Here is a 22,307-nt window from a genome sequence, read left to right as displayed (position 1 = left end):
GATTCATTCCGCCGGCCGTGCGTCCGCGACGGGTATCAACACTCCGACCAGCCGCAGCTCTCGCACGTCTTACAGCCCTCGGAGTAATACAGCGTCATGCTTCCGCACTCGGGACACTCCGGGGATTCGCCCGCGTCGATGAGCGACCGTGCGGCGTCGGTGTCGTCGTTCGGCGATGCCGGCGATCCGATGCCCGAGTCCGAGACTGCGCCGCCGTCGGTCTCCGGGGGGACCGCGGACTGCTCCGTCTCCTCCTCGGCGATCTCAGAGAGGCTCTGTTGTTGGGGGTACGCCTTGTCGACCTCGCCGTCGAGGTATCGGCGCATCGCCGTCCCGATCGCGTCCGGGATCGAGTTGATCTGTTCGCCTTTGTCCCAGGCGACCTTCGGCGAGCGGATGCCCTGGAGTTCGTCGGCGATCTCCCGGGGATCGACGCCCGATCGAAGCGCCGTCGAGATCGTCTTCGCGAGCGCCTCGGTGAAGGAGGCGGTGAACCCGCCCGAATTGCCGATGTTCGCGAACAGCTCGAACGGACGGCCGTTCTCGGGGTTCTCGTTGATGTTGACGTAAAGCTTTCCGTAGCCGGTGTCGATTCGTTGGGTGACGCCGTGGAGCACGTCGGGGCGGGCCTGCTTCGTCCCGAGTTCGGGAGGCGAGACGTCGAGCAACTCGCGGACGTCCCCGTCGAGGACCGCCGCGACCTCCTCGCTGTCGAGGAACCCTTCGATGCCGCCGAAGATCTCCTCGATGTCCTCGACGATGGCCTCGGCGGCCTCCGCCTCGTCGGCGAACTCCGTGTTTTTCGCCCGCGTCGTGAGTACCTGCTTCGATCGGGTCCCGTCGCGGTAGTAGGTAACGCCCTTGCCGCCGTGGTCGTAAATGTACTCGAAGACCTCCTTTGCGTCCTCGATCGTCGAGTCGTTCGGCGCATTGACCGTCTTCGAGATCGCCGAGTCGACACCCTCCTGACAGGCGACTTGGACGCCGGCGTGTTCCTTCGCCGAGAGAGCGCCCGTTGTCACGAACAGCTCGCCGATCGCGTCGGGGACCGTCGAGAGCCCGTCGATACCGTCGAACTCGTTCGCGGCCATCTGCTCTTGGGCCTCCTGTTTGACGGCCTCGACGTCGAGGCCGTTCTCCTCCAGGGCGCGGAGGAAGTAGTCGTCGAACTCGACGAGCATCTCGTCGCCCTGAACGTCGTCGGAGACGTTCTTGTAGTAGGCGACGTTGTAGATGGGCTCACAGCCGCCGGTCGTGTTGCCGATCATCGAGGTCGTCCCGGTCGGGGCGATTGTGGTCGTGTTGTGGTTCCGTATCGCGAACCCGTCTTCCCACTCGTCGGCGTCGAGACCGGTCTGTTTCTCGAACCACTCGCGGTACTCGGTGGGATCGGCGTACTTCGAGTTGTCCCACTCCTCGAAGACGCCGCGCTCCTCGGCGAGTTCGTGGGAGGCCCACTTCGAGCCGTGGTTGATGTGGCGCATCATCTGGCGGGCCACCTCGTTGCCCTCCTCGGAGCCGTACTCGATGCCGAGTTGGATGTACAACTGCGCCAGCCCCATCACGCCGAGGCCGATCTTCCGCATCTCTCTGACCTTCTGTTCGATCTCCGGCACCGGGAAGTCCGACATCGTGACGACGTTCTCGAGAAAGCGCGTGCCGAGTTCGATGCGCTCGTCGAACGCCTCGAAGTCGAGCGCCTCCTCGAGGAAGGCGTCGACGGCGGCCTCGAGGTCGGCGTACGCCTCGCCGTGGTCGTCGTACCAGACCCGCCAGTCCGGCGCGTCGAGGTCCGCAAGCGTCGAGAGGTTGATGTGGCCGAGGTTGCAGGCCTCGTATTCTTCCAACGGTTGCTCACCACAGTTATGAACATTGATACCTTTTTTGCCAGATTCGCTTGCGAAAAAGTTGTGCGTCCCCTCGACTCTCATGTCGTACACGTCCTCGGTCCCATCAAACCCGACCTCTACGACGGTCTCGGTCGCCGTTTCTTGAACCGGCCCCTGCGGTGTCGCCCGCAGTTGTGAGAGTCCGACAATGTCGTCACCAGTATCGAGATCTTGAGCCTTGACCCAAGTCCCGTCTGCCGACCTAATCTTGTGATCCGGGGTCGTGCGGATAGTAGGACCGGATTCGGTCTCGATCCGAACAACGTCGGCGTCTTTTTTTGTTTTAAATGCAGTTGCCGGACTGGAGGTAACGCCGCCATCATCGAGGGTACGAACCGTGATACGGCACTCCTCGTCGGCCAATTCGCCGATCTGCCGTGTCGTCCCATCGGACAACTGTACCTCCATATCACCTGTCAAGCAGGGATTGGTCGCCAAAATTCGGTGGTCCGGATGTTCCTCCACGTCGAAGGAGTGTTCTTTGTTGATCCGTTCGAGGTAGACGACGCCGGGTTCGCCGTTCTCGTGGGCTCCCTCGAGGACGTGCTCCCAGAGCTTCTCGGCGGGGACCGACAGCGTCTCGCCGACGTCGACGTGCTCGCCGAGGCCGAACATGTCGTAGAGCTCCTTCGTCTCGGGCGTTGCGACGTGTGGTTCGCCCGTCCGGGGGTTGGTGAACGTGTACTCCTCGCCGGCTTTCAGCGCCTCCATGAACCCGTCGGTGACGCCGACGGAGATGTTGAAATTCGAGAGGTGGCCCTCGACCGCGTTCCGGAGGTGCTCGGGGACCTTCCCCTCGTCGTCGATGAGTTCGCGGGCCTCCGCTAGGGCCTCCTCGAAGGAGTTGTGGGTGAAGTCGTCCGGGTCGTTCAGACGGAGCGTCTCGGCCAGGGAGACGTCCTTGTTCTTCGCGTGGATGAACTGGATGACGTCGGGGTGTGAGATGCGCATGACGCCCATCTGTGCGCCGCGACGGGCGCCGCCCTGAGCGATCGTCTCGCACATCTGGTCGTACGTCCGCATGAACGTGATCGGCCCCGACGCGATCCCGCCGGTCGAGCCGACAGCGTCGCCGTAGGGGCGGAGTCGCCAGAAGGCATACCCCATCCCGCCCCCGCTGTTGTGCGAGACGACCGAGTTCGCGACGTACTCGTGGTTCCCCTCGACTGTGACGTCGTACACCGTCGCCGGATCGCTCTCCTCGATGGCGACGATTTCCTGTGTCCACTCGGCGTCGCGGACCGTCCCACACGTCGTCGGCTCCAACTCGGCGTCGGCGATGGAGGCGGTCATCGTCTCAGAACGGTCGTCGACGAAACCGACGTGGGAGGCGAACTCGGAGAGGCCGCGTTCGTCGGTCGGAGCGACGCTGTAGTAGTCGCGCTCGTCGTCATCCCACGCCCAGATCGTCGACGGGATACCGACGCCGAGAAGGAGCTGATGGACGCCGTCGACGAGTTCCTCGGAGGCGCTGTACAGCCGCGGATACCGGTTCTGTGAGAGCGTTCCGTCGGCGGAAAACAGTCCACGAAGGAACGCGTACACGCGATCGCGGTCCGAACCGAGAACCGGTTCCGGGACCGTCGCCTCACTCGAGGACGGCTTCGCGTCGCCGAAGTTCCGCAGCCAAAACCGTTTGATCTCGTGGCTGTAGATGACGACCTCGTAGCACCCGTCGGCCCACGTCCAATCGGCACCCGTATCGAAACTTCGGCGCGCCAGACGGTCGACGTGTTCGAGCGTCTCCTCGCGGGAGACGTGGAAGCGGATTCCGTCCTCGTGAACCGACCCGTCACCGATCCAGAGGCCGAGGAGCTCGGCGAGATCCGTGCTCAACGTCTCCGGCTGTGAGACGGACTTTACGGCCTGGCCGCTCGCCGACAGCGACTGGGCCATCCGCGCGTTCCGGACCGTCGTACTGTGGACGCCGAGGGCGTCGGCGATCTCGGAATCCGTGTGGCCGTCCGCGTGTAGTTCGCGGAACCGCTCTTCGTCGAACGTCGGCCCGCCGTCGCGTCCGCCGGACCCGTTGGCCGGCAGGTCGAGTTCGTCGGCCCGGCGGCGCTGGATCGTCGACGGCGACGAATCGAGCCGGTCGGCGATCGCGTAATCGCAGAGTCCCTGTGCGTGAAGCTCGACGACGGACTCGTTCGAGACAGTCCGTTCCGCGGCCCACTGTGGGCCTGCTTCGACGGGTTCGAGCTCGACCGCGCCCGCCTCCTCGGGGAGCCACCCGAGACGGACCGAAACGGTATCGCCCGCCCGAATCTCGTCCAGCCGTTTCCAGTCGCCGTCGACGAGAAGGCGGTGGTTCGGCGTCCCGCGAACGTCGATCCCCCCCTCGGTCGTGATCGTCATCGTCGGCGCGTCGTCGTAGGCGTGGATTTCCTCGACACGCCGCGACCGGTGGTCGCCCCCGTCGCGCTGGACGATCTCGTCGCCCGGCTCGACGTCGGCGATCGAGGTGACGCCTTTTTGTTCGACGTGGACGGACGTTTCGGCCGTGAGACACTGGAACACCTCCGCGGCCTCTTTGGCGGTCTGGTGGATGTCGTCGATGTCGTCCTCGGGCGAATCGACGAAACACGCCGAGAGCTGTTGGAGTTCGTCGCCGGCGTTCATGAGCGTCGGCGAGTTCGGCATAAACGAGAGCCGTTCCATCTGTTCGCGGAAGGCGTCGGCGGTCTCCTCGACGTGTGACCGGATCGCCTCGGGGAGTTCCGGTACGAGCGTCTCGTAGGCGAACTTGTTGACGTTGTATACCGAAAGCGTCGTCTCCGCGTCGGCGTCGGTCGTGACGCCCGCTCCGAAGACCTCGGCGGCGAGTGCGTCACGCCGGGGGTGGTCCGGCTTGAGTTGGTCCGGCGTGACGGTGATGTCGACGCCCCGTCGCCCGGCCTCGAAGACCGCCTCGGCCAGCGCGACGTTCCGGGCGACACGCTCGAAGAGTTCCTCCTGTTGTTCGATGGGTTCGCCGTCGGCGTCCTTCCGCAGATACCGGGCGGGGAGGATGTTGTGATAGGCGTTTCCCGTGAGTCGGTCCGCCATGGTCTCACCCGTCGTTCGTTTGATCGGGAGAGTGAGTTCGTCCGCGGACGGGTCTGCCCCGGACATCACTCGGCCCTCCGGGCCGGTACGGCTCGTATTTTCGTCTTTTCGCTGCGGTCAACGTATGCTGTGTGGGTCATGTGTGATGGAGTCTGCGTACTGTTGCATGCCGGATAACCCTTGGCATCGGGGAATATATCGTTGCTTCGACGTTTCCATGAGGGCACGCGGCGCTGTGTTCGATCCTGAAAGACGGGTGCCCCACGCGTACGAACGTAGCAAACTAACCGCGTACAAATAAGCGTTCCCTCTCCGCAGTGAAAGTGAAATCTCGGCCGGGAAACCCACATACTGCGGCGCGATCTCTACCGGAAAGAAGCGGGGGATGTGGAGGGGGAGTAGCGCGAGTCCGGCGAGCGATTCGGGGGCGGAGACGCGTCGAGCGACGGTGGGAGATGCAATAGCAATGGGACATGCTTTCGGGATCGGCGCGACGTATTAACAACCATTTGATACGAGCGAAAAATCACGTATACGCGGGAGGACCGGGTCGAACCGGACGATCGTCTACCGCCGGTGGTCGGAGCAGCGGGCCGCCCCCGATCGAGGGGTCACGCCGTCGGAGATGTTCGATGGGATATCCATGCTCTCCTATAGTAGAGATCGGAAGACAATACACACTCGATCGCACGGCGGCAGTGCGATCGATGTCTACATAGTTGCGATGTCTACATAGTTGCGATGTCTACATAGTTGCGATGTCTACATAGTTGCGATGTCTACATAGTTGCGATGTCTACTATAGTATGATCCCCGTAGCCCGATGCGGGACGCGTCCCGCAGGCCCGTCCGGTAGCATCAGACCGATCGAAGAAAGTTCTCGACGACATCGTGTCCGACGGCGGTGAGGACCGATTCGGGGTGGAACTGGACACATTCGATCGGGTACTCGCGGTGGCGGACCCCCATCACCAACTCGACGCCGTCGTGGTCCGTCGTCGCGGTCACCTCGAAACAGTCGGGGACGTCGAGCGCGACGAGGGAGTGGTATCGTCCCCCCTGAAACCCCTGTTCGAGGCCCCGGTAGACGCCCTTTCCGTCGTGGTCGACCGGGAACGCCTTGCCGTGTATGGGTTCCGGGGCTCGGTCGACTGTCCCGCCGTACTCGTAGACGGCCGCCTCGAGGCCGAGACAGACGCCGAGTGTCGGTGTCTCGGGACTGACGTCCCGGAGTACGTCCATCGTTACACCCACGTCGCGGTCGTTTTTGGGATGGCCGGGGCCCGGGGAGATGACGATCGCGTCGGGGGCGGCGGCGCGGATCGTCTCCAGGTCGGCGGTGTTTCGGAACACATCGACCTCGGTGTCGCCGTGTTGGCTGACGTACTCGACGAGGTTGTAGGTGAACGAATCGAAGTTGTCGACGAAGAGTACGTTCGTCGTCATGGGGCCTCCGTCGTGTCGGTCCCGTCTTCGGGCCGTTCGGTCCCGGATTCGACGCCGGCCTCACGCTCGGCTCCGAGTTCGATATCGCGCAGGGCATCGATGACCCCGTCCATCTTCTGTTCGGTCTCGTCGTATTCGGCCTCGGGGTCGGAATCGGCGACGATCCCGGCACCGGCCTGGACGGTTACCCGGTCGGACCCCTCGGTACCCCCGCCCCGTTCGACCGTCGCGGTCCGGATGACGATCGCGAAGTCGGCGTCGCCGCTCCAGGAGTAGTAGCCGACGCCGCCGCCGTAGACGCCGCGCGGGCGCTCTTCGAGTTCGTCGATGATCTCCATCGCGCGGATCTTCGGCGCGCCCGACAGCGTCCCGGCCGGGAACGACGCACGCGTCGCGTCGAAGGCGTCACAGTCGTCGTCGAGGACGCCGGTCACCGTCGATTCGATGTGCTGGACGTGGCTGTATTTCAGAACGTTCATGAACTCCTCGACGCGGACGCTGCCGGCTTCGCTGACGCGGCGAACGTCGTTACGGGCGAGATCGACCAACATCGTGTGCTCGGAACGTTCCTTGCCGTCGGCGAGCATCTCCCCGGCCAGACGCCGGTCCTCGACCGGACTCGTCCCCCGTGGGCACGTCCCGGCGATCGGGTTGCTCATGACCTCCTGGCCGCGGACGGAAACGAGCGTCTCGGGCGAGGCTCCGACCACCGCGAGGCCGTCGTAATCGAGGACGTACATGTACGGCGAGGGATTGATCTCCCGAAGGGATTTATAAAGTCCCAGCGGGTCGATCTCGCCGTCCAGTTCGCGCGTCCGCGAGATGACGCCCTGGTAGATATCGCCGTCGAGGACGTGTTCTTTGGCCCGTCGGACGGCGTCCTCGTACGTCGCTTTGGTCCCGGCGCGCTCTGCGATCGGGCGGAACCCGTCGGTTTCGAGCGCCTCGTGGTCCGCGAGCAGCGACTGGATACGCGCGCGCTCCGCGTCGATGTCGGCGTAGATCCGTTCGGCGTCCTCGTCGGGGCGAACCAGCGGCGTAAATACCAACGAGACCGTCCCGGCGGCGTCGTCAAACACCAGCGTCGTCGTCGTGAGGACGAACTGGGCGTTCGGCACGCGGGAGTCGGGGCGGTCCAGTCCGACCTCTTCGAGCCAGAGATCGTACACCGCATCGTAGGAAAGAAATCCGACGAGCCCGCCCTGGAGCCGCTGGCGCTCGGTTTCCGGGAAGTTCCGAAGCGGCACGTCCGGGAGCGCCTCCCGGAGCGTCGCGAGCGTGTCACCGCCGTTCAGATCGAACAGTCCCTCGTATCGATCGTCGAGGACGTCGACGAAACCGTTGGCGTCACCGTCGACGGTCACGACCGCGGCCGGATCGTAGCCGACGAACGAGTACCGGGCGTGTCGATCCGCCCCGTCACCGGCTCTGAACGCACCGTCGGGGTCGCTGGAGGCGACTTTCTGTGCGCTCTCCAAGAGGAACGTGTGGCCGGCCGGATCGACGTCGGTCGTTCGCCCGGTCAGGGCGGCGTACGCCCCGAGTGGCTCCGCGTCGGTGTCCAACTCGGCGACGGTACGGATCACCGCCGGCCCCTCCGCTGCCAACTCGACGAATCTCGACTCGGAGATCACGGGCGACCACCCGCACGCCGAATAAATGACCCGACGGCTTCGGGGTCTTTGCGCCCCGGTTGGGACTCGACGCCGCTCGCGACGTCGACCGCGAACGGATCGACAGTCTCGACCGCCTCCGCGACGTTCGTCGGCGTCAATCCACCGGCCAGGACGACGGGCGAGGACAGCTCCTCGACGAGCCCGCGCGTCCGCGCCCAGTCGTGTGTCGCCCCCGTCCCGCCAGCCCCGGATTCGTCGAGCGAGTCGACGAGCAACGCGTCGGCAGCCCGATCGTACCGTGGGGCGTCGACGGGTGAGACAGCCACGACCACGTCGGCGGCGACCCCGTTCGAGACGGAGGCGACGTCGTCGGGGGACAGACCGCCGTGGAGCTGGATGGCGTCCGGTTCGATCCGCTCGGATACCTCGATCGCCCTCTCGGGCGTCTCGGGCATCGTCACGAGCACCGTCGTGACGAACGGCGGTGCCGCCCTCGCGAGGGCGACTGCGCGTTCCGGGTCGATCGCCCGTGGCGTCTCGACCGCGACGTCGACGGTCAAGCCGACGGCGTCGGCACCCATCTCGACGACGGTCTCGAGGTCCTCGGTGACGGTCACGCCACAGATCTTCACGCGCGTCATGGCTCGAACTCGCGCAGCGATGCCAACTGGTCGGCCGCCGCCCCGGAGTCGATCGCCTCGCGCGCCGCATCGACGCCCTCGGCAATGCTCCCGGCCGTCCCGGAGACGTAGATCGCCGCACCCGCGTTCGCGAGGATGATCGCCCGTTTCGCGCCGCCGATCGATCCCTCGAGGATCCCGCGCATGTCCGCCGCGTTTTCCGTTGGCGATCCGCCGGCGACCGCCGGGAGGTCGTAGCGATCGAGGCCGATATCGGCCGGTTCGAGCGTATACTCCTCGACGGTATCGCCTTGGACCTCGGCGATCGTCGATTCCCCGTGGACGCCGATCTCGTCTAGCCCCGCCCCGTGGACGACGAGCGCCCGGTCGACGGCCATCCGCGAGAGCGCGTCGGCCAACACCGGGACCAACTCGGGATCGTAGACGCCGACGACCTGGGCGTCCGCGCCCGCGGGGTTCGTCAACGGGCCGAGAACGTTGAAGATCGTCCGCATTCCGAGTTCCTTCCGCGGGCCGATGACGGCCTTCATCGCCGGGTGGAACACGGGCGCGAGCATGAACCCCATCCCGATCGATTCGATGCAGCCCTCGACCGCCGGCGGCTCGGCGTCGATCGTGACGCCGAGTTCCTCCAGGACGTCGGCGCTGCCCGACGAGGAGGAGACGGAGTAGTTGCCGTGCTTTGCGACCGGAACGCCGGCCCCGGCGGCGACGAACGCGCTGGTCGTCGAGACGTTGATCGTATCGTGGCCGTCTCCCCCGGTCCCGCAGGTATCGACCAGCGGTTCCCGGCCGGGATCGATCGTCCGGGCCGCATCGCGCATCCCCTCGGCGAACCCCGCGATTTCGCCTTCGGTTTCGCCTTTCGCGCGGAGCCCGGCCAGGAGCGCCCCGATCTGTGCCTCCGTCGCGTCCTCGAAGGCGAGCTCGGCCGCCGCCCGGGCGTCCGCCTGTGTGAGGTCTTCACCGTCGGTAGCCTGTCGAATGTACTCTTTCATGATGATCACTAATGACCAATACTGCGTTACGATGTACAAATCAGTACATGCTTATAAGCGTATCGTTGGTGCCCGACGGCACACTCCGGACGCCGGAGTCGTCCCCCTCTCCCCGCGCCGTGTTTTCGAATCACAGGAGGGAGCTATTCCGAAAGGTTCAATTACGTTACCCGGATACGAATGAGTGCAGACAAACGCCAGCGAGGGTTCGTGGTCTAGGCTGGTTATGACACCTCCTTGACATGGAGGAGGCCGGCAGTTCAAATCTGCCCGAACCCATAACAATTTTAATACTTTCGGTACCTCAGGTAAGCAGCCTGAAGTACCTTCCGGCGGTGAGACCCGATGAGCCGCCCCGAAACGGGCGGTGACACCGCCACCGTCGAACCCAAAATCTGCGAGTACTGCGGCACCTACATCACCGAGGCCGACCAGCGCTGTCCGGCCCTCGCTGACGGGAGGTGTCGCCCGTGAGCTCCGAACTTCAGGAGCCACAGCAACAGGACGTCCCCACCTACGGCGTCCGCAGCTCCTCGGGGATGGCCGAAGCGATCCATCGCGACGACGACAGCGACGACCCGAATCCGGCCTGTCGCGAGGGCGATATCAACCGCTGTGAGTTCACCGACGTTCACATCCCGAGTCATCTGCCGTTTAACCGCTGGCGGCTCTGTCAGAATCCCAAGTGCTTCGGCGAGGACGACGACGTCGACCGCGGCGAGGGCATCGAAACCGACGGCGGGCGGCCTGCTGAATACTACCTTGACGAAGCCGGCGATCTCCTCGAGATCGCGCTCGCAAAGGAAGACAACGAGTGGACGCGAGAGGCTATCGGGGAGATTCGGGCCGACCTCGCGCGGCTGCAGGGCTTCGAGATCCCCGAGGACGGTGATCGCCGATGACGGATCCGACGACCGTCGGCTCCACATCGAACCGCGAGCTCCTTCAGCAGCGTCGTGAGGAACGCGTCGACCACGTCCACGAGATCCCCTTCGGCGAGCGGACGACCGTCGAGTGCCCCGACTGCGGCGAGTCGACCGCGATCGGCATCTACGGCGGCGAACTCCGGTCGTACGGACCGTGTTGGTCGTGGGCCTGCGATGCGTTCCACAAGTTCCGTCGCGATCGCGACCAGGAGGCCGACGACGAAGACGACCTTGAGAACGATCGGCCGATCCAGACCGGCCTGCAGTACTTCGGAGGGGATGCGTGATGGCGATCGTCACCGACTACGGGCCGGTCGACGAGCCCGCCGACTGCGATCACCCCAGCCACTGCGAGCGCGACGCCGTCGCGACCGTCCCCTCGCCGAACGTCCTCAACGTCCTCGGCGGCTTCCGCTTCTGTGACTTCCATCTCGCCCTGTGGGCCGACACGAAAGGCGACTGGACAACGCTCCAGGAGCTCGGCATCCAACGGCTCGCTGCCGACGATCGCTTCCTGTTCCTCGACGCTGCGCCGCCGAAGCTCGAGCGCGATCTGACCTACCGCCGCATCGGTGTCGATCACCGCGGGCTCGCTCACTACTACGTCGACGGTCGCCTCGAGGGAGACGGCGATCGCGTGATCACCGTCGACTCCCGCCTGCAGTTCATCGACGCCTACGACGTCCCCGCCCACGTCGGCCTCGAGGGCTGGGTCGACCACGTCGACGACCGCCGCTGCTGGGTCGAGGTCGAGGATCGCTTCAGTGACTTTGGGGGTGACGGACGTTGAGCCGCTGTTACTACTGCGAGACACGGCTTCCGCCGGGCGGTGGGATCGACTCACGCGACCCGGACGAAGACCGACAGTACTGCCACGACTGTATCGGCACCCCTCGGTTAGGTGTCGTCGGCTGTGGCTCCTCGAAAATCGATACCGACGAGCCAGTCCCAGCTGCAGACCTCTACGACTCGACCTATTTCAGGAAGAAGCGCGAGTACTGTCAACAGCGCTGCGACGCCTGGTGGATCATCAGTGCCGAACATGGCGTCCTCTCGCCCGGTGACGAGATCAAGCCCTACGATGCTTCGCTGGATCCCTCGAGCGATGTCTACATTGGTGACTACGAGGCTGGCCGCTGGAGTGTCCAAGTCTCTCGCGGGCTCAAGACGCGATTTTCCTTCTACAATCCCTACGGGACGGTCGTTCTGCTCGCCGGCCAGGCGTATCTCGAACACATCGATGACGGCGTCTTCGAGCGGTTCCGTGTCGTGGATCGACCCTTCGAGGACACCGTCGGTATCGGTGATCAGATGCGCGTGCTCAACCAGCGCCTCGAGGACTACCAGCCGCCCGGGCAGTCCGATCTCAAACAGTACGCGACTGATGGAGGCGATGCCTGATGCGCGGGCAGACCAACGCCGGCGACTACCCGCGGTTCCCGGACGTCGTCGACGCCATCGGGTACAACCCCGCGGTCTGGCTGCACACGCGCTCGCAGTCCGGCCTCGATACGGGCCAGGGCCAGACACCGGAGCTCGCGACCGCGATGGCGATCGTCAAAGGCATCGACGATCCCGAGGAGCTCGCCTACTGGTTCCAGGTCGAACGACGCTGTCGCAACCGCGAGCACGTCATCCGGAAGCTCGACGAGCGACGCCGCGCGATCACGCACGATCGCGACGGCTTCCTCCAGGAGGCCGACGCCGACGCTGACGCTGCGGTCGACGAGAGCGCTGCCGAGATCGCCGCCGACGGTGGGTCGCGATGACTGAGGGTGACCACGTCGCGACGGCGCCGCACGAACTCCGGGCGACACTCTGGTACCCCGGCACGCTCGCCCCCTACTGGGCACTCTCCGGCGCGTTGCTCGGCCCGCCCTTCGAGGGCAGCACCGAACTCGAGATCCCCATCCGTCGCGACGACGGCGTCGACATCTTCGAGTTCGAGATCTACTACCAGCAGGGTGCGATCGAGCCCGCCAGCCGCTTCGACCTCGAGACCGACTCGATGTACGAGTGGCGGATCAAAGGCCGCGGCCCCGGCCGCGAGAAACTCAGCTTTCACGTCCGCCCTCGCTTCGCTGGCATGAACATCTCGACGCCGTGGGAGGACGTCTGGGACGACCTCGAGGCCGACCCCCACGCCGATCCCGAAGGCATCGACGTCGACGTCAACAGTTCGAACATCGAGCCCGATGCCGTTCCCAAGCACTTCCGGACGGTCGTCGACGCCATCTGCGAGGAGGCTTCCCAGCGCTTCAACGACGCGCATCTCGATCCGCGGCACATCGACGGCGAACACAGTAGTATCAGCCAGTTCGAACGCTACGTCCGCCTCACGCGGAACTACGCCCAGACGCTCACGCACGAGGGCGGCTACTTCTGGCGGCTGATGTACCTGCTTGGCTCCGAGAAAGGCCGGAAGGTGACCTACAAAGTCGACAACGAGAAGGTCGTCGGCTACAATCATCGCCTGAACTATCCCGCGGGAACGGCCCGGAAGCTCCCCGGCCAGCGGCTCGGGAAGCAGCTGAAACACTACCACCCCCAGCACCCTCGCAAGCAGCAGACCGATGACCCGCTCTATCATCCGAAGTTCGCTGCCCTGTTCAAGAAGGGGCAGGCTCCGAACAACGACTCGATCACGCTCAACCAGCAGGGCGTCGCCTGGAACGATCGCGACGAGTTGACACAGGAACTCGAGGAGACCGTCATCAACTGCCTCGAGCACGCCGGCGTGCCCACCGACGCCGAGGTCGCGTTCGTCCCCGACGATCACTTCCAGGCTCAGACCTCCGAGCGCTCGATCGCGCTCCATCCCGACCCGACGCCGGAGATCGAGGCCGAGCAGGAGTCCGTCATCGTCCGTTCCTTTCGGGAGCTCTCCGAGGCCGACATGGACGTCCTCGAGGAGATCGCCGACAACGGCGAGACGCACTACCAGCGCGTCGCCGACGGCTCGGGCCGCGACATTTCGACGATCTACCGCGCCCTGGACGAACTCGACGGCATCCTCGAGAACAGCAACGGCCTCATCCGCTTCCGCTCTCGGAAGGTCGCTGAGGAGATCCGTGACGTCCTTCGGACGACCGAGCAGCATCTCGACGCCGCGTTCAAGGCGACGGCCGGTCTGCTCGATCTCGACGAGCGCCTCCTGGAGAAGATGAGCGGCGCGATGCAGAAGTGGCTCTCACGCTACGCCGCTGACGTCGTCGACGACGCCTCCGGCGACGTCCGAATCAAGATCGAGTCTGTTCTCAGTCGCTACCGCTCTTCGAGTTCGCCGTGGGCTCCCGAGGTGATCGACGAGGCCCTCGACGCCTGGATCGGCTCGGGTGGCAACGAGCGCGAGTTCCGCAACGCGACTGTCGAGTTCGCGACGCCGGGTGGTGGCTACGAGACCACGAAGGCGAAGGCGCTCTTGGACGATCTCTACGCTCGCGAGCAGGCTGAGATCATCCACTGAGTCGCGACAGGTGAGTGGCAACACTATCGCTCGGTTCTATTCTTTATAAACCCGTCCGCGCGCCAGCGCTGATGGGTCCTGTTTTCGGGGTGTGTTTCATCTGGACGGCTTCGAGCAGCCGATCTCTCGGCCGGCTGATTTGTGGCCGCCGCAAAGATCCCCTTAGCGAGTGTGCCTAAAGGGCACTGCCCCTCCGGGGCAGAAAAATAAGGGGTCCCTGTTCGGCCGAGCGTTCGAGATGAAACAGTCGAAACGAAGGTTGCCGCTCTACAGACCGTCGACGTCCTCGAGGTCGATCTCTGCCGTCTCCTCGACACGAAGGACCTCGGTCAACTCCATCAGCTGATCGAAGTTTCCCGGTGACGATTCTGTGAACGGGAGACTGATTCCCCACCGTGTGTAGCCGCGGTGCTTTTCACAGTGACCGTGAAGCGCCCCGAGACTCATCGACGTTTGGCCGCACTCCCGACAGCGGAAGAGGATGAGATCACCCTCGACGTCGTACTCCTCGTGCAACAGATCGGGAAAGATGCTCACGGCAACACCCCTCCGAATAAATCTCGAAAGACCCCTGGCACTTTCGAGGCCGCCGTCGCGACGTCCGACGTGATCGACGCGATCGACAGATCGATCCACCCCAACGCGATCGCGACCGCCAGCGCGATCGCGACGGAGATCCCGATCGCCTGCGCCGACGACAGGATCGACGCGAGCGCCGACGCCACCGCCCCGACGCGCCACAGATACCACCCAGCCCCCGCCACGATCACCGCTGTCGTCACCTGCCCGCCCAGCCCCAGCCCACCGATCAATTCCGACACGAGCCCGAACATCGCTCGATCAGTCCTCCCCGCTGCCGATCACGATCCGCGGCTGATCCGACTGCCGCGACCGATACCACAGGTAGACGGCCCCAGCCGCCGCCAGGATCAACAGCGGCGCGACGTTCTCCGACGTCAGCTGCTCGATCGCCGTCTGGACCGTCCCCGGCGCGACGAACTCCAGCCCCAGGATCGTCGCGACGACCGTCGACGCCAGCCACACCCGCTGGGACACCACGCCCGTCCGACGCAGGACGACGTACGACCCGATCGGCACCGACGCCACGACCAACAGGATCGCCGTCCCTTCCGGCAGCTGGAAGAAGCCGAACCGAGCGCCCACGAGCGCCGCGCCGACCGCCAGCGCGATCGTCGCGTTCCGGTTCCCGAGCAGCGTCTCCACCAGCGAGCCGACGTACCCGAGCACTCGCTCGAGGACGCCGAGGATACCGCTGCCCGTCGACTCCGCCGTCGACGAGACCGCCCCCGCCGTGTCGGGACTCCGCCGTCGGAGCAGCGTCCACCCGCCGCCCGCCAGCGCCACGATCGCGACCAGCCCCAGCCCGCCGCCGGGGATTGAGCTAAAGAGCCCGCTCGCGCGCTGGGAGAACTGCGCAACGCCGCCCGTCGACGACGAGGCCGTCCCCGCCGCCTCCTCGAGGATCGTCCAGGTGTCCTCCGAGTCCGTCGTCGTGAAGATCGCCGGGGACTCCGCGACGTCGCTGTCGATCACGATCTTGTCCTGGATACTCGAGAGGACGTACTTCAGCCCCGTCTCGGTTTGATAGTACCGCACCGTCACCTCGTCGCCCTCGCCGCCCGGTCCCGGCGAGACGTCGATCTCCGGCTCCTCGCCGGCTTCGAGCACCTCGAGGCGGACGTCGCCCGTGTCGTTGATCGACACCTGGGTCTCGAGATGCCGCATCCGGAACCGATCGCCGTTGCCCGCGTTCGGAAGGTAGACGTACTGCGTGCCGTCGCCCTTGATAATCGAGTAATCCTCCGTCGGATACTCATTCGAGTCCGCGTAGTGGACGCGATCGCCCGATTCGGTCGGCCCGACGTCCATCCGGAAGTCCGGCGCGCGATCGTCGACGCGGATCTCCGTATCGAGTTCCTCGTCGATGCCCGACGGATCTGTCACCGTCACGTCGCCGTTATCGACCTGGATCTTCCGACCACGGGCGTTTACCTCGATCGTCGATCCCGATGGGAACGCGCCACCGTTCGCATCCGAGAGATTCGCCGTCAGCGTCGTTCCATCGAGTGCGTAGTGCTCGTCCGGCACCGACTGCCAGGAGCCCCCGTCGACGCTGTACTCGACGGACCCGATCGACACCATCCGCGAGCTGTCGAACGGGATCGTCACCTGGACGTCGGCCGTCTCGTCCGCGAACGTTCGGGAGACGTTGTATCGCTCCTCGAATTTCGTCGCCTGATACGACGTCGAGATCTGGTCAGTCGCCGTGTGATCGTAATCCAGCCCGACCTTCGGCGCCGGCCCGGATGCGGGCGCCGACATCGAGACATCGACTGTGTTGCTGTCGCTTAACCAACTCGCGTCCGTCGATAACGAAACTGTGTCGCCCTCTGCCAGCGTTCCCGTGTGATCAACTGTATTCCCATTCACCGACACCGCTGGATCGACCGTCTCCGTCCGCTCGTCGTACTCGATCGACACGTCGACCGAGCCGCCGCTGACCGACACCGTCGCCGAACTATCCGATCGCGACAGCGACGCGATCTCTTTCGTCACCGTCTCACCACCGCTGACCTCCCCCGACACCGACGTCTCGTCTGTCCCATCTCCATCGATATCGACCGCCGGATCCGTCGTCACATCACCGTCGATATCAGCAATCCCGCCTGCTCGTGTTATATCTAATCCTGTCGATTCCACAGATCCGGATCCATCAACATACTTCAGCCCCGTAGCATCATACGACACCTCTACCTCACCATCCCCATCTATATCGCCAGCCCCACCAACGAAATCAATTCCCGACGCCAGCGTCCCCTCTTGCCCGTTCGCATCTGCATATCCGAGATTATTGTTTTGGTTCTTGTACATCGCTTCGACAGCTCCGTCGCCATCTATATCGCCAACCGTCCCTGCATCATACAGCGGCGTCGTGTCGAAAGACGCATCCTCGGTCCCATCCGGCTGATAATATGTCAAATAGTCATACGTATATCCTTCAGCGACGATCTCCGGACTCCCATCGTCGTCAACATCACCGATCCCTCCGACGCCGTTGACACTTCTGCCGAGATCGTCGATATTCCCTGCTCCGTCGACAAACTGCAGGTTAGTACCGTCCATGTATGCAACCTCTGGATCCCCGTCCTCGTCAGGATCTCCAACCCCTCCAATATCGTTGGCTGCTGTATCCATCGTCGTCGTTGATCCGCTCGCATCGACAAACTCGACGCCGTTCGATCCGACAAACGCGATCTCCTGATCGCCGTCGTCATCGAAGTCCGCGACGCCGCCGACATCGTCCGCTGTGACGCCCGTATCGCCGACATTCCCGTCTGCATCCACGAACTTCAGATTAGAATTCGAGTCGGTAAACGCCATGTCCGGATCCCCAGCGTTCCCCTCGAACGTCACTGTCGGCTCGTCGGTCGCTGACGGCCCGCCCGGAGCGATATTCCCGCCGATGTCGTACGAGACAGTATCCCCATCCGATGCACCGCTCAACGTCGCTGTCTCGGACTGCGTCGCTATCTGACCCGTCACGTCGATCGTGAAGTTCTCAACCGAATCAGTCGCCTCCAGCCCGTATGTGAACTGCGACCCGTCCGTCGCTGTCGCGTCGATCTCCGCCGTCCCCTGGAACTCGACCGTGTTACTCGAGAAGTGCTCGACATCGACGATCAACCAGCCGTCCTCGATCCGCGTCGGGTACTGCCACTCCTCGCCGGACTCGGAGTTCCGAACCGTCAGAAACGACGGCGTGTACCCCAGCGCGTCCTCGAGAGGATCCGCCCGCACCGCCACCTCTCGCCCCGCCGAGTGCTCCTCGTCGGAGATCACCAGCGACGGGGTCGTCTCACAGTCCGCGTTCGGGTTCTTGTCCCCGGCCGGCGTCGAACACACCCGCTGGTTCGCGACGTCCGGCAGCGCCGTCCCCGCGGCGATCTCGTCGGCCTGCTCCGCCGTCACGATCGACACCGACGTCGTCTCCGCGTGCTCGCTGGTATAGACGGTCAGCTCGCTCGCCTCAAGGCCGCCCGCGCCCTGCTCGGCTCGGATGTCGGAGATCTGGCTGTCCGACACGCCGACCATCCCCGACGGCGCCGACTGCGCCGAGCTCGGCGCGATCACGAACGGCGCGATCGGCGCCACCGCCAGCGCGAGCACCAACACGATCGCGACCGCTCGCCCGACCGCTCGCTCGCGCTCAGACATCCGCGCCCCCCGCGGTCGCGTGTGAAGTCCGACCGCGTGCTCGCTCGCGTAGTTCACGCGCGACTGCCCGCGCGCCGACTTGTATCGCGGACGCGAGGGTCCCCCCACCCGTCCTCATAACGCGCGCGTGTAATCCGGTCGCGAGATTCCCGGTCTGATCGACACCGGAAACGCTCGACCCGATTCGCGCCTCAGACTCGCTACCTCTCGAAATCGCGTCGTTCATGCTATGTGAGATCATTTTTTGCTGCCTCCCAGTCAGGAAACGACACCGAGATCTCCGCCGGCACCGTCGTCCCGGCCTTTCGCGGTACATTCGGGTACCCGACGAAATTCCACGCCAGCGGCGTCCAGACACAGGTATCTCCGAGATCCTGATTCCGGTTCCGACCGTCCAGCGGCGCCTTCGACGGAAACGGCTCGCCGTTCATTGTCGCTCCCCAGCGCACCTTCCGACGGACGCGATCCGGGATCTCGTGCCAAATGTGCGTCGCGAAGATCCCCGACAGCCGCTTCTTCCGAGCGTCCGCCCACGTCGACGAGAAGTCGTCGATCTTGTGCCACCAGTCGTGTTCGTCGTCGCTTTTCCCCGCCTTCAGCCACTTGTGCGCCTCGTCAGCGACGATCGTCGTCCACTCGCGATACTGCGTCCCGTGCGCGAGCTCCTCGACGAGCGCAAACCACCAATGGTGGATCGTCGCCGCGTCGCCGAGCTTGTCGACCTCCTCGTCTCGGATCCCCGCGTACGATCGCCCCGTGATCTCCTCGCAGGCTCGGAAGTTCGGATCCGGATACAGAACGTAGAACTGCCCCGACGTCCGCCGGTCCAGCTGCTCGAGGAGATCGCGCGGATCCTCGTACCGGATCACGTCCCGAGCGACGTCGTCGATGGTCAGATCCACCATCTCGCCGCGAAGCTCCCGCGTGTACGGGTTCGCCTGGACCTTCACCCGCTCACCCGCCGGCAGCGCGACCGTCGCGAACGGCGCCAGCGCCGTCCACTCCGTATCGTCCAGCGACGACAACCAAAGGACGTTCTCCCGTTGCTTCAGCTGCATGATCAACGCGATCAACCAGTACATCGCCGTCGTCTTCGTCGTCCCCTGCTCGCCGTGGATCAGGATCTCCGTCCCGCCTGGACGGAGTCGCTGCAGCCGATCGTCCTCGTCCGCCAGCCACTCGAGCACCGGCTTCCGAAGCCGACCCATCTCCGAGAAATCCGGCTCCTCCTCGCCGAGTTGATGCCGCTCCCAGTCCGAGATATGACAGACCAAATGCGCGAGTGCCTGCGGATGCGACGACACCTCGTGATCACGCCGCTCGGCGCGCTCGAGCTCCTTGATGAACGGCGCGAGCCCCACCTGCTGGTAGATCTCCGCGCCGTCGTTGTGCCGATTCCGGTCGTTGTACCCGCGCTCGTCCGGCGGGATCCCCTTCGCATCGAGGGCCTGCCGGCTCCTCATGTACGGGTCGAACGCCGCTCGAATCGTCTCCCGAAGCTCCTCGCGGGGACTGCTCTCCTGCTCGCTGTCCGTGGATTCCTGTGTGCTCATGATTATCCAAACTGATAGGTCTGCGCTGTCGTCTTCCGCCGCTTCGCCAACTCGCCCGTCTCCATCGACTCGACGGCCGCCGCGAACGACGGCAGCAACTTCTTGATCGCGAACCGCTCGCGAAACCCGCGCCCGTGCTCGTCCGACACGCGGTTGGTCAGACACGCGACCGCGTTCGCGTCCCCCATCACCCGCTTCGAGAGCTCCGACTCGTGCTGCCCGTTCGTCGCCCTCGAGAGATCGTGCAACCAGTCCCGCAGCGCATCCCGATCCTCGAAGCCACCCCACAACGCCGACAGCGCCGACTGCTGAATCCGATCGATGTAACTGAACCCCGGCCGCATCGCCACGTTCGCCTGCCGCTCCGGGTCGAAATCCATCGGACTGAAATCGCTGTCGTCCTCGAACACCTCGATGTACTCGCCCGCACCGCCGCGGAGCTCATCGTACGCCGCCGTCGTCGCTGGGATCAACTTGTCGTCCTCGAGCCGCCCGCGATACTGCTTCGCGTGCTCGCTCGCGCCCGTCAGCGACGCCACGAAGACGTCGTCCCGAAGCAGGCTCTCCGGCGGCACCGAGTCAGCAAACCGCCCCAGCGTCCGCACAGTCGCCCGCTGATACCACTCGATCAACGCCCGACGATGCGGCACCCCGCGACGCAGATCCCACTCCGGCGTCGGCCGCTCCTCGAGGCGCGGATCCGACACATCGATCAACTCGCGCTGATCCAACTGCAGGACCTCGAGCGCCGGCCGCACCGGGAACGCCGTCGCCGACGGCCGCCGATCGTCGACGTCCTCCTCGTTGTCCGGCAGCATCGACTCGGGATCGTCAATCGTCGCCACTCGCGACACCTCCGGACTGATCGCTCCCGTCGACGTCCTCCTCGATCCCGAGATCGCCGAGCGTCGTCTCCGACAGCTCACGCGAGACCGTCTCGTCGAACTGCGTCGACTGCCGCTTCGCGTCCAGCGGCGTCTTCATCCGCTCCGTCCACGCGATCCGCCGATACTCGTCGAGAAGCTTCGAGTCCGAGTACTCCTCCGCCTCGAAACTCAACGACGCCTCCGCCTGCGTGAAGTGATACGGCGCCGGCTCCGTCTCCGCGCCGCCGTCCGTCGCCTCGTGGATGAACGGCAGCGCCACGATCACGCCCACGACCGCGCCCACGCCCGGCAGCCCGAGCGTCTGATCCGCGAGCAGCCACCCCAGCCCGACGCCCGCACCCAGCGGCACCACGACCCCCAGGTTCGGGATCTCCGTCTCACCCACCAGCGGCAGCTCCGCCTTCGACATCAACGGCTTCCGGGAGATCGTCGGCGGCTTGTGGATCAGCGCATCACGGAAATCGAACTCCGGATCGAGCTCTATCTCCATCGCGAACGGACTGTCCTGGCCCTTCTTGTGCGTCACCAGATCCGACACGTCCAGCGCCGCTACCTGCCCGCGCAACCGGCCGATGTACGCCGACAGCCCCGGCTCGATCAACACGAGCTCCTGGTTCCGCTCGCGACGAACGCCCTTCTTGATCGCGTGATCGACGAACCGCGAATCGTGCGACTCCTCGCCCCGCGGCGTCGTCGCCGACTCGAGCTCCTGGCGACGGAACAGGAACTTCTCGAGACTCATGTCGCCCGCCTCGAGCACCAGCGCGTACCCCAGGATCCCCGTGATCAACGCGATCCCCTGCGGGATCCGTGTCGCCAGGATCGACCCCTGGAACGCGAAGTACGTCGATAGCAACCCGATCGGAATCGACAGCGCGATCCCCCATTTCGCGAGCCCCCATTGGGGACCCACAATCGCGCGCTCGCGATGCCGACGCCCCAGCGCACCACCGATCAACAGCGCCGGGATCGCCCACACGCCGATCTTCCAAAACAGCGCCGAGAGGAAATCTCCCCACGACGAGATATCGATCGGTCGCGTCGTCCCGACACTCCGATGCGTGAAGTGCCAGCGCGCCTCCGGGTACTCCTCGACCCACATCGTAATGTGCTGTTGCTCCTCGAAACTCGCCGGCAGCGCGATCGTGCTGTTATCGTAGCCGCGACCCGCCTCCGCCTCGATCACCTGCTCGGAGACGTTCCGCGCCACCGGCTCCGTCCGCGTGCCGTTCTCCGTCTGAATCGTCCGCTCGCCCTCGTTCCAGGAGACGACACGCACCGTCAGCGCCGAATCCGGATCGCCGAGACGGATCGTCCGAAGCGTTACCTCGTTCTTCTGGACCGTCTCCCCGCCCGGCTTCACGTACGCCCACTCGTCCGTCCCGAACCCGACCGGCTCGTGCCGCAACGTCGCCGAGCCGTACTGCCCGAGGAACCGCATCGACGGCGGCGCACCTGCGTGCGATCGCCCGCCCTCGCGAAGCTCCTCGAGCGAGTACTCCGACTCGTCCGCCGGGGACTGCTGGCCGGCCGCCGGCAGCCCCAGCATCGCCGGAAGCAACACGACGAGCGCGATCGCTACCAACAGCCCCCGACGCATC

General features: G+C 65.0%; 18 protein-coding genes, 1 tRNA gene and 2 pseudogenes. 8 read left to right on the top strand and 13 right to left on the bottom strand.

All coding sequences use genetic code 11. The features are described from left to right. Nucleotides 1-35: 35 nt before the first annotated feature. The 7 genes and pseudogenes from HZR14_RS14670 to trpD form a co-directional block, all read right to left on the bottom strand. Nucleotides 36-2,996 (bottom strand): TSCPD domain-containing protein, encoded by a 2,961-nt coding sequence (locus HZR14_RS14670; protein ID WP_370464989.1) that lies wholly within the window; start codon nucleotides 2,994-2,996, stop codon nucleotides 36-38. A 39-nt stretch (nucleotides 2,997-3,035) separates the two neighbouring features. Beyond that, nucleotides 3,036-4,409: pseudogene (locus HZR14_RS14665) on the bottom strand (LAGLIDADG family homing endonuclease); the annotation flags it as partial. Continuing rightward, a pseudogene (locus tag HZR14_RS14660) lies at nucleotides 4,401-5,003 on the bottom strand (ribonucleotide reductase N-terminal alpha domain-containing protein); the annotation flags it as partial. The pseudogenes HZR14_RS14665 and HZR14_RS14660, both read right to left, overlap by 9 nt. Before the next feature lie 792 nt (nucleotides 5,004-5,795). Continuing rightward, nucleotides 5,796-6,383, bottom strand: coding sequence for an anthranilate synthase component II (trpG, locus tag HZR14_RS12970; protein ID WP_181693302.1), 588 nt, complete (start codon nucleotides 6,381-6,383; stop codon nucleotides 5,796-5,798). After that, nucleotides 6,380-8,017, bottom strand: a complete 1,638-nt coding sequence (trpE, locus tag HZR14_RS12965; protein ID WP_181693301.1) for an anthranilate synthase component I — start codon at nucleotides 8,015-8,017, stop codon at nucleotides 6,380-6,382. The genes trpG and trpE overlap by 4 nt, the downstream gene beginning before the upstream one ends. Next, nucleotides 8,014-8,640, bottom strand: a complete 627-nt coding sequence (locus tag HZR14_RS12960; RefSeq protein ID WP_181693300.1) for a phosphoribosylanthranilate isomerase — start codon at nucleotides 8,638-8,640, stop codon at nucleotides 8,014-8,016. The genes trpE and HZR14_RS12960 overlap by 4 nt, the downstream gene beginning before the upstream one ends. Further along, nucleotides 8,637-9,638, bottom strand: coding sequence for an anthranilate phosphoribosyltransferase (gene trpD / locus HZR14_RS12955; RefSeq protein WP_181693299.1), 1,002 nt, complete (start codon nucleotides 9,636-9,638; stop codon nucleotides 8,637-8,639). The genes HZR14_RS12960 and trpD overlap by 4 nt, the downstream gene beginning before the upstream one ends. A 204-nt stretch (nucleotides 9,639-9,842) precedes the next feature. Here trpD and HZR14_RS12950 point away from each other — a divergent pair. From HZR14_RS12950 to HZR14_RS12920, 8 genes are all read left to right on the top strand, one after another. Next, nucleotides 9,843-9,917, top strand: a tRNA-Val gene (locus tag HZR14_RS12950). Nucleotides 9,918-9,983: 66 nt separating this feature from the next. Further along, nucleotides 9,984-10,112, top strand: coding sequence for a hypothetical protein (locus tag HZR14_RS14505; protein ID WP_255479269.1), 129 nt, complete (start codon nucleotides 9,984-9,986; stop codon nucleotides 10,110-10,112). After that, entirely contained in the window at nucleotides 10,109-10,540 is a 432-nt protein-coding gene (locus HZR14_RS12945) for a hypothetical protein (RefSeq protein WP_181693298.1), read from the top strand. Before HZR14_RS14505 ends, HZR14_RS12945 begins: the two co-directional genes overlap by 4 nt. Next, nucleotides 10,537-10,851 (top strand): hypothetical protein, encoded by a 315-nt coding sequence (locus tag HZR14_RS12940; RefSeq protein WP_181693297.1) that lies wholly within the window; start codon nucleotides 10,537-10,539, stop codon nucleotides 10,849-10,851. The genes HZR14_RS12945 and HZR14_RS12940 overlap by 4 nt, the downstream gene beginning before the upstream one ends. Then, nucleotides 10,851-11,354 (top strand): hypothetical protein, encoded by a 504-nt coding sequence (locus HZR14_RS12935; RefSeq protein ID WP_181693296.1) that lies wholly within the window; start codon nucleotides 10,851-10,853, stop codon nucleotides 11,352-11,354. The genes HZR14_RS12940 and HZR14_RS12935 overlap by 1 nt, the downstream gene beginning before the upstream one ends. Further along, entirely contained in the window at nucleotides 11,351-11,965 is a 615-nt protein-coding gene (locus HZR14_RS12930; RefSeq protein ID WP_181693295.1) for a DUF6884 domain-containing protein, read from the top strand. Before HZR14_RS12935 ends, HZR14_RS12930 begins: the two co-directional genes overlap by 4 nt. Next, on the top strand, nucleotides 11,965-12,333 hold the full coding sequence (locus HZR14_RS12925; RefSeq protein ID WP_181693294.1) for a DUF8129 domain-containing protein: 369 nt from the start codon (nucleotides 11,965-11,967) through the stop codon (nucleotides 12,331-12,333). Before HZR14_RS12930 ends, HZR14_RS12925 begins: the two co-directional genes overlap by 1 nt. Next, complete coding sequence (locus tag HZR14_RS12920; RefSeq protein ID WP_181693293.1) at nucleotides 12,330-14,030, top strand: DUF7845 domain-containing protein; 1,701 nt, start codon at nucleotides 12,330-12,332, stop codon at nucleotides 14,028-14,030. Before HZR14_RS12925 ends, HZR14_RS12920 begins: the two co-directional genes overlap by 4 nt. A gap of 267 nt (nucleotides 14,031-14,297) precedes the next feature. On the opposite strand, the gene HZR14_RS12915 is transcribed toward HZR14_RS12920, so the two are convergent. From HZR14_RS12915 to HZR14_RS12890, 6 genes are all read right to left on the bottom strand, one after another. Continuing rightward, nucleotides 14,298-14,567: a hypothetical protein gene (locus tag HZR14_RS12915; protein WP_181693292.1), complete on the bottom strand. Its 270-nt coding sequence runs from the start codon at nucleotides 14,565-14,567 to the stop codon at nucleotides 14,298-14,300. Then, entirely contained in the window at nucleotides 14,564-14,863 is a 300-nt protein-coding gene (locus tag HZR14_RS12910; RefSeq protein ID WP_181693291.1) for a hypothetical protein, read from the bottom strand. The genes HZR14_RS12915 and HZR14_RS12910 overlap by 4 nt, the downstream gene beginning before the upstream one ends. 7 nt (nucleotides 14,864-14,870) lie before the next feature. Continuing rightward, nucleotides 14,871-18,266 (bottom strand): hypothetical protein, encoded by a 3,396-nt coding sequence (locus tag HZR14_RS12905; RefSeq protein WP_181693290.1) that lies wholly within the window; start codon nucleotides 18,264-18,266, stop codon nucleotides 14,871-14,873. Nucleotides 18,267-18,493: 227 nt separating this feature from the next. Then, on the bottom strand, nucleotides 18,494-19,819 hold the full coding sequence (locus tag HZR14_RS12900; RefSeq protein WP_181693289.1) for a hypothetical protein: 1,326 nt from the start codon (nucleotides 19,817-19,819) through the stop codon (nucleotides 18,494-18,496). Nucleotides 19,820-19,821: 2 nt separating this feature from the next. Further along, a complete protein-coding gene (locus HZR14_RS12895; RefSeq protein WP_181693288.1) occupies nucleotides 19,822-20,664 on the bottom strand; it encodes a hypothetical protein in 843 nt (280 codons plus the stop codon). Further along, nucleotides 20,651-22,306 carry a hypothetical protein gene (locus HZR14_RS12890; protein WP_181693287.1) on the bottom strand — a complete coding sequence of 552 codons (1,656 nt, stop codon included), beginning with the start codon at nucleotides 22,304-22,306 and terminating at the stop codon, nucleotides 20,651-20,653. The genes HZR14_RS12895 and HZR14_RS12890 overlap by 14 nt, the downstream gene beginning before the upstream one ends. Nucleotide 22,307: the final 1 nt, after the last annotated feature.

It is taken from the genome of Natronomonas salinimetallica (assembly GCF_013839515.1).
Lineage (GTDB): Archaea > Halobacteriota > Halobacteria > Halobacteriales > Haloarculaceae > Natronomonas.
The sequence above is the reverse complement of the archived record's forward strand: the minus strand, read 5'-3'. Positions and strand labels throughout refer to the sequence as shown.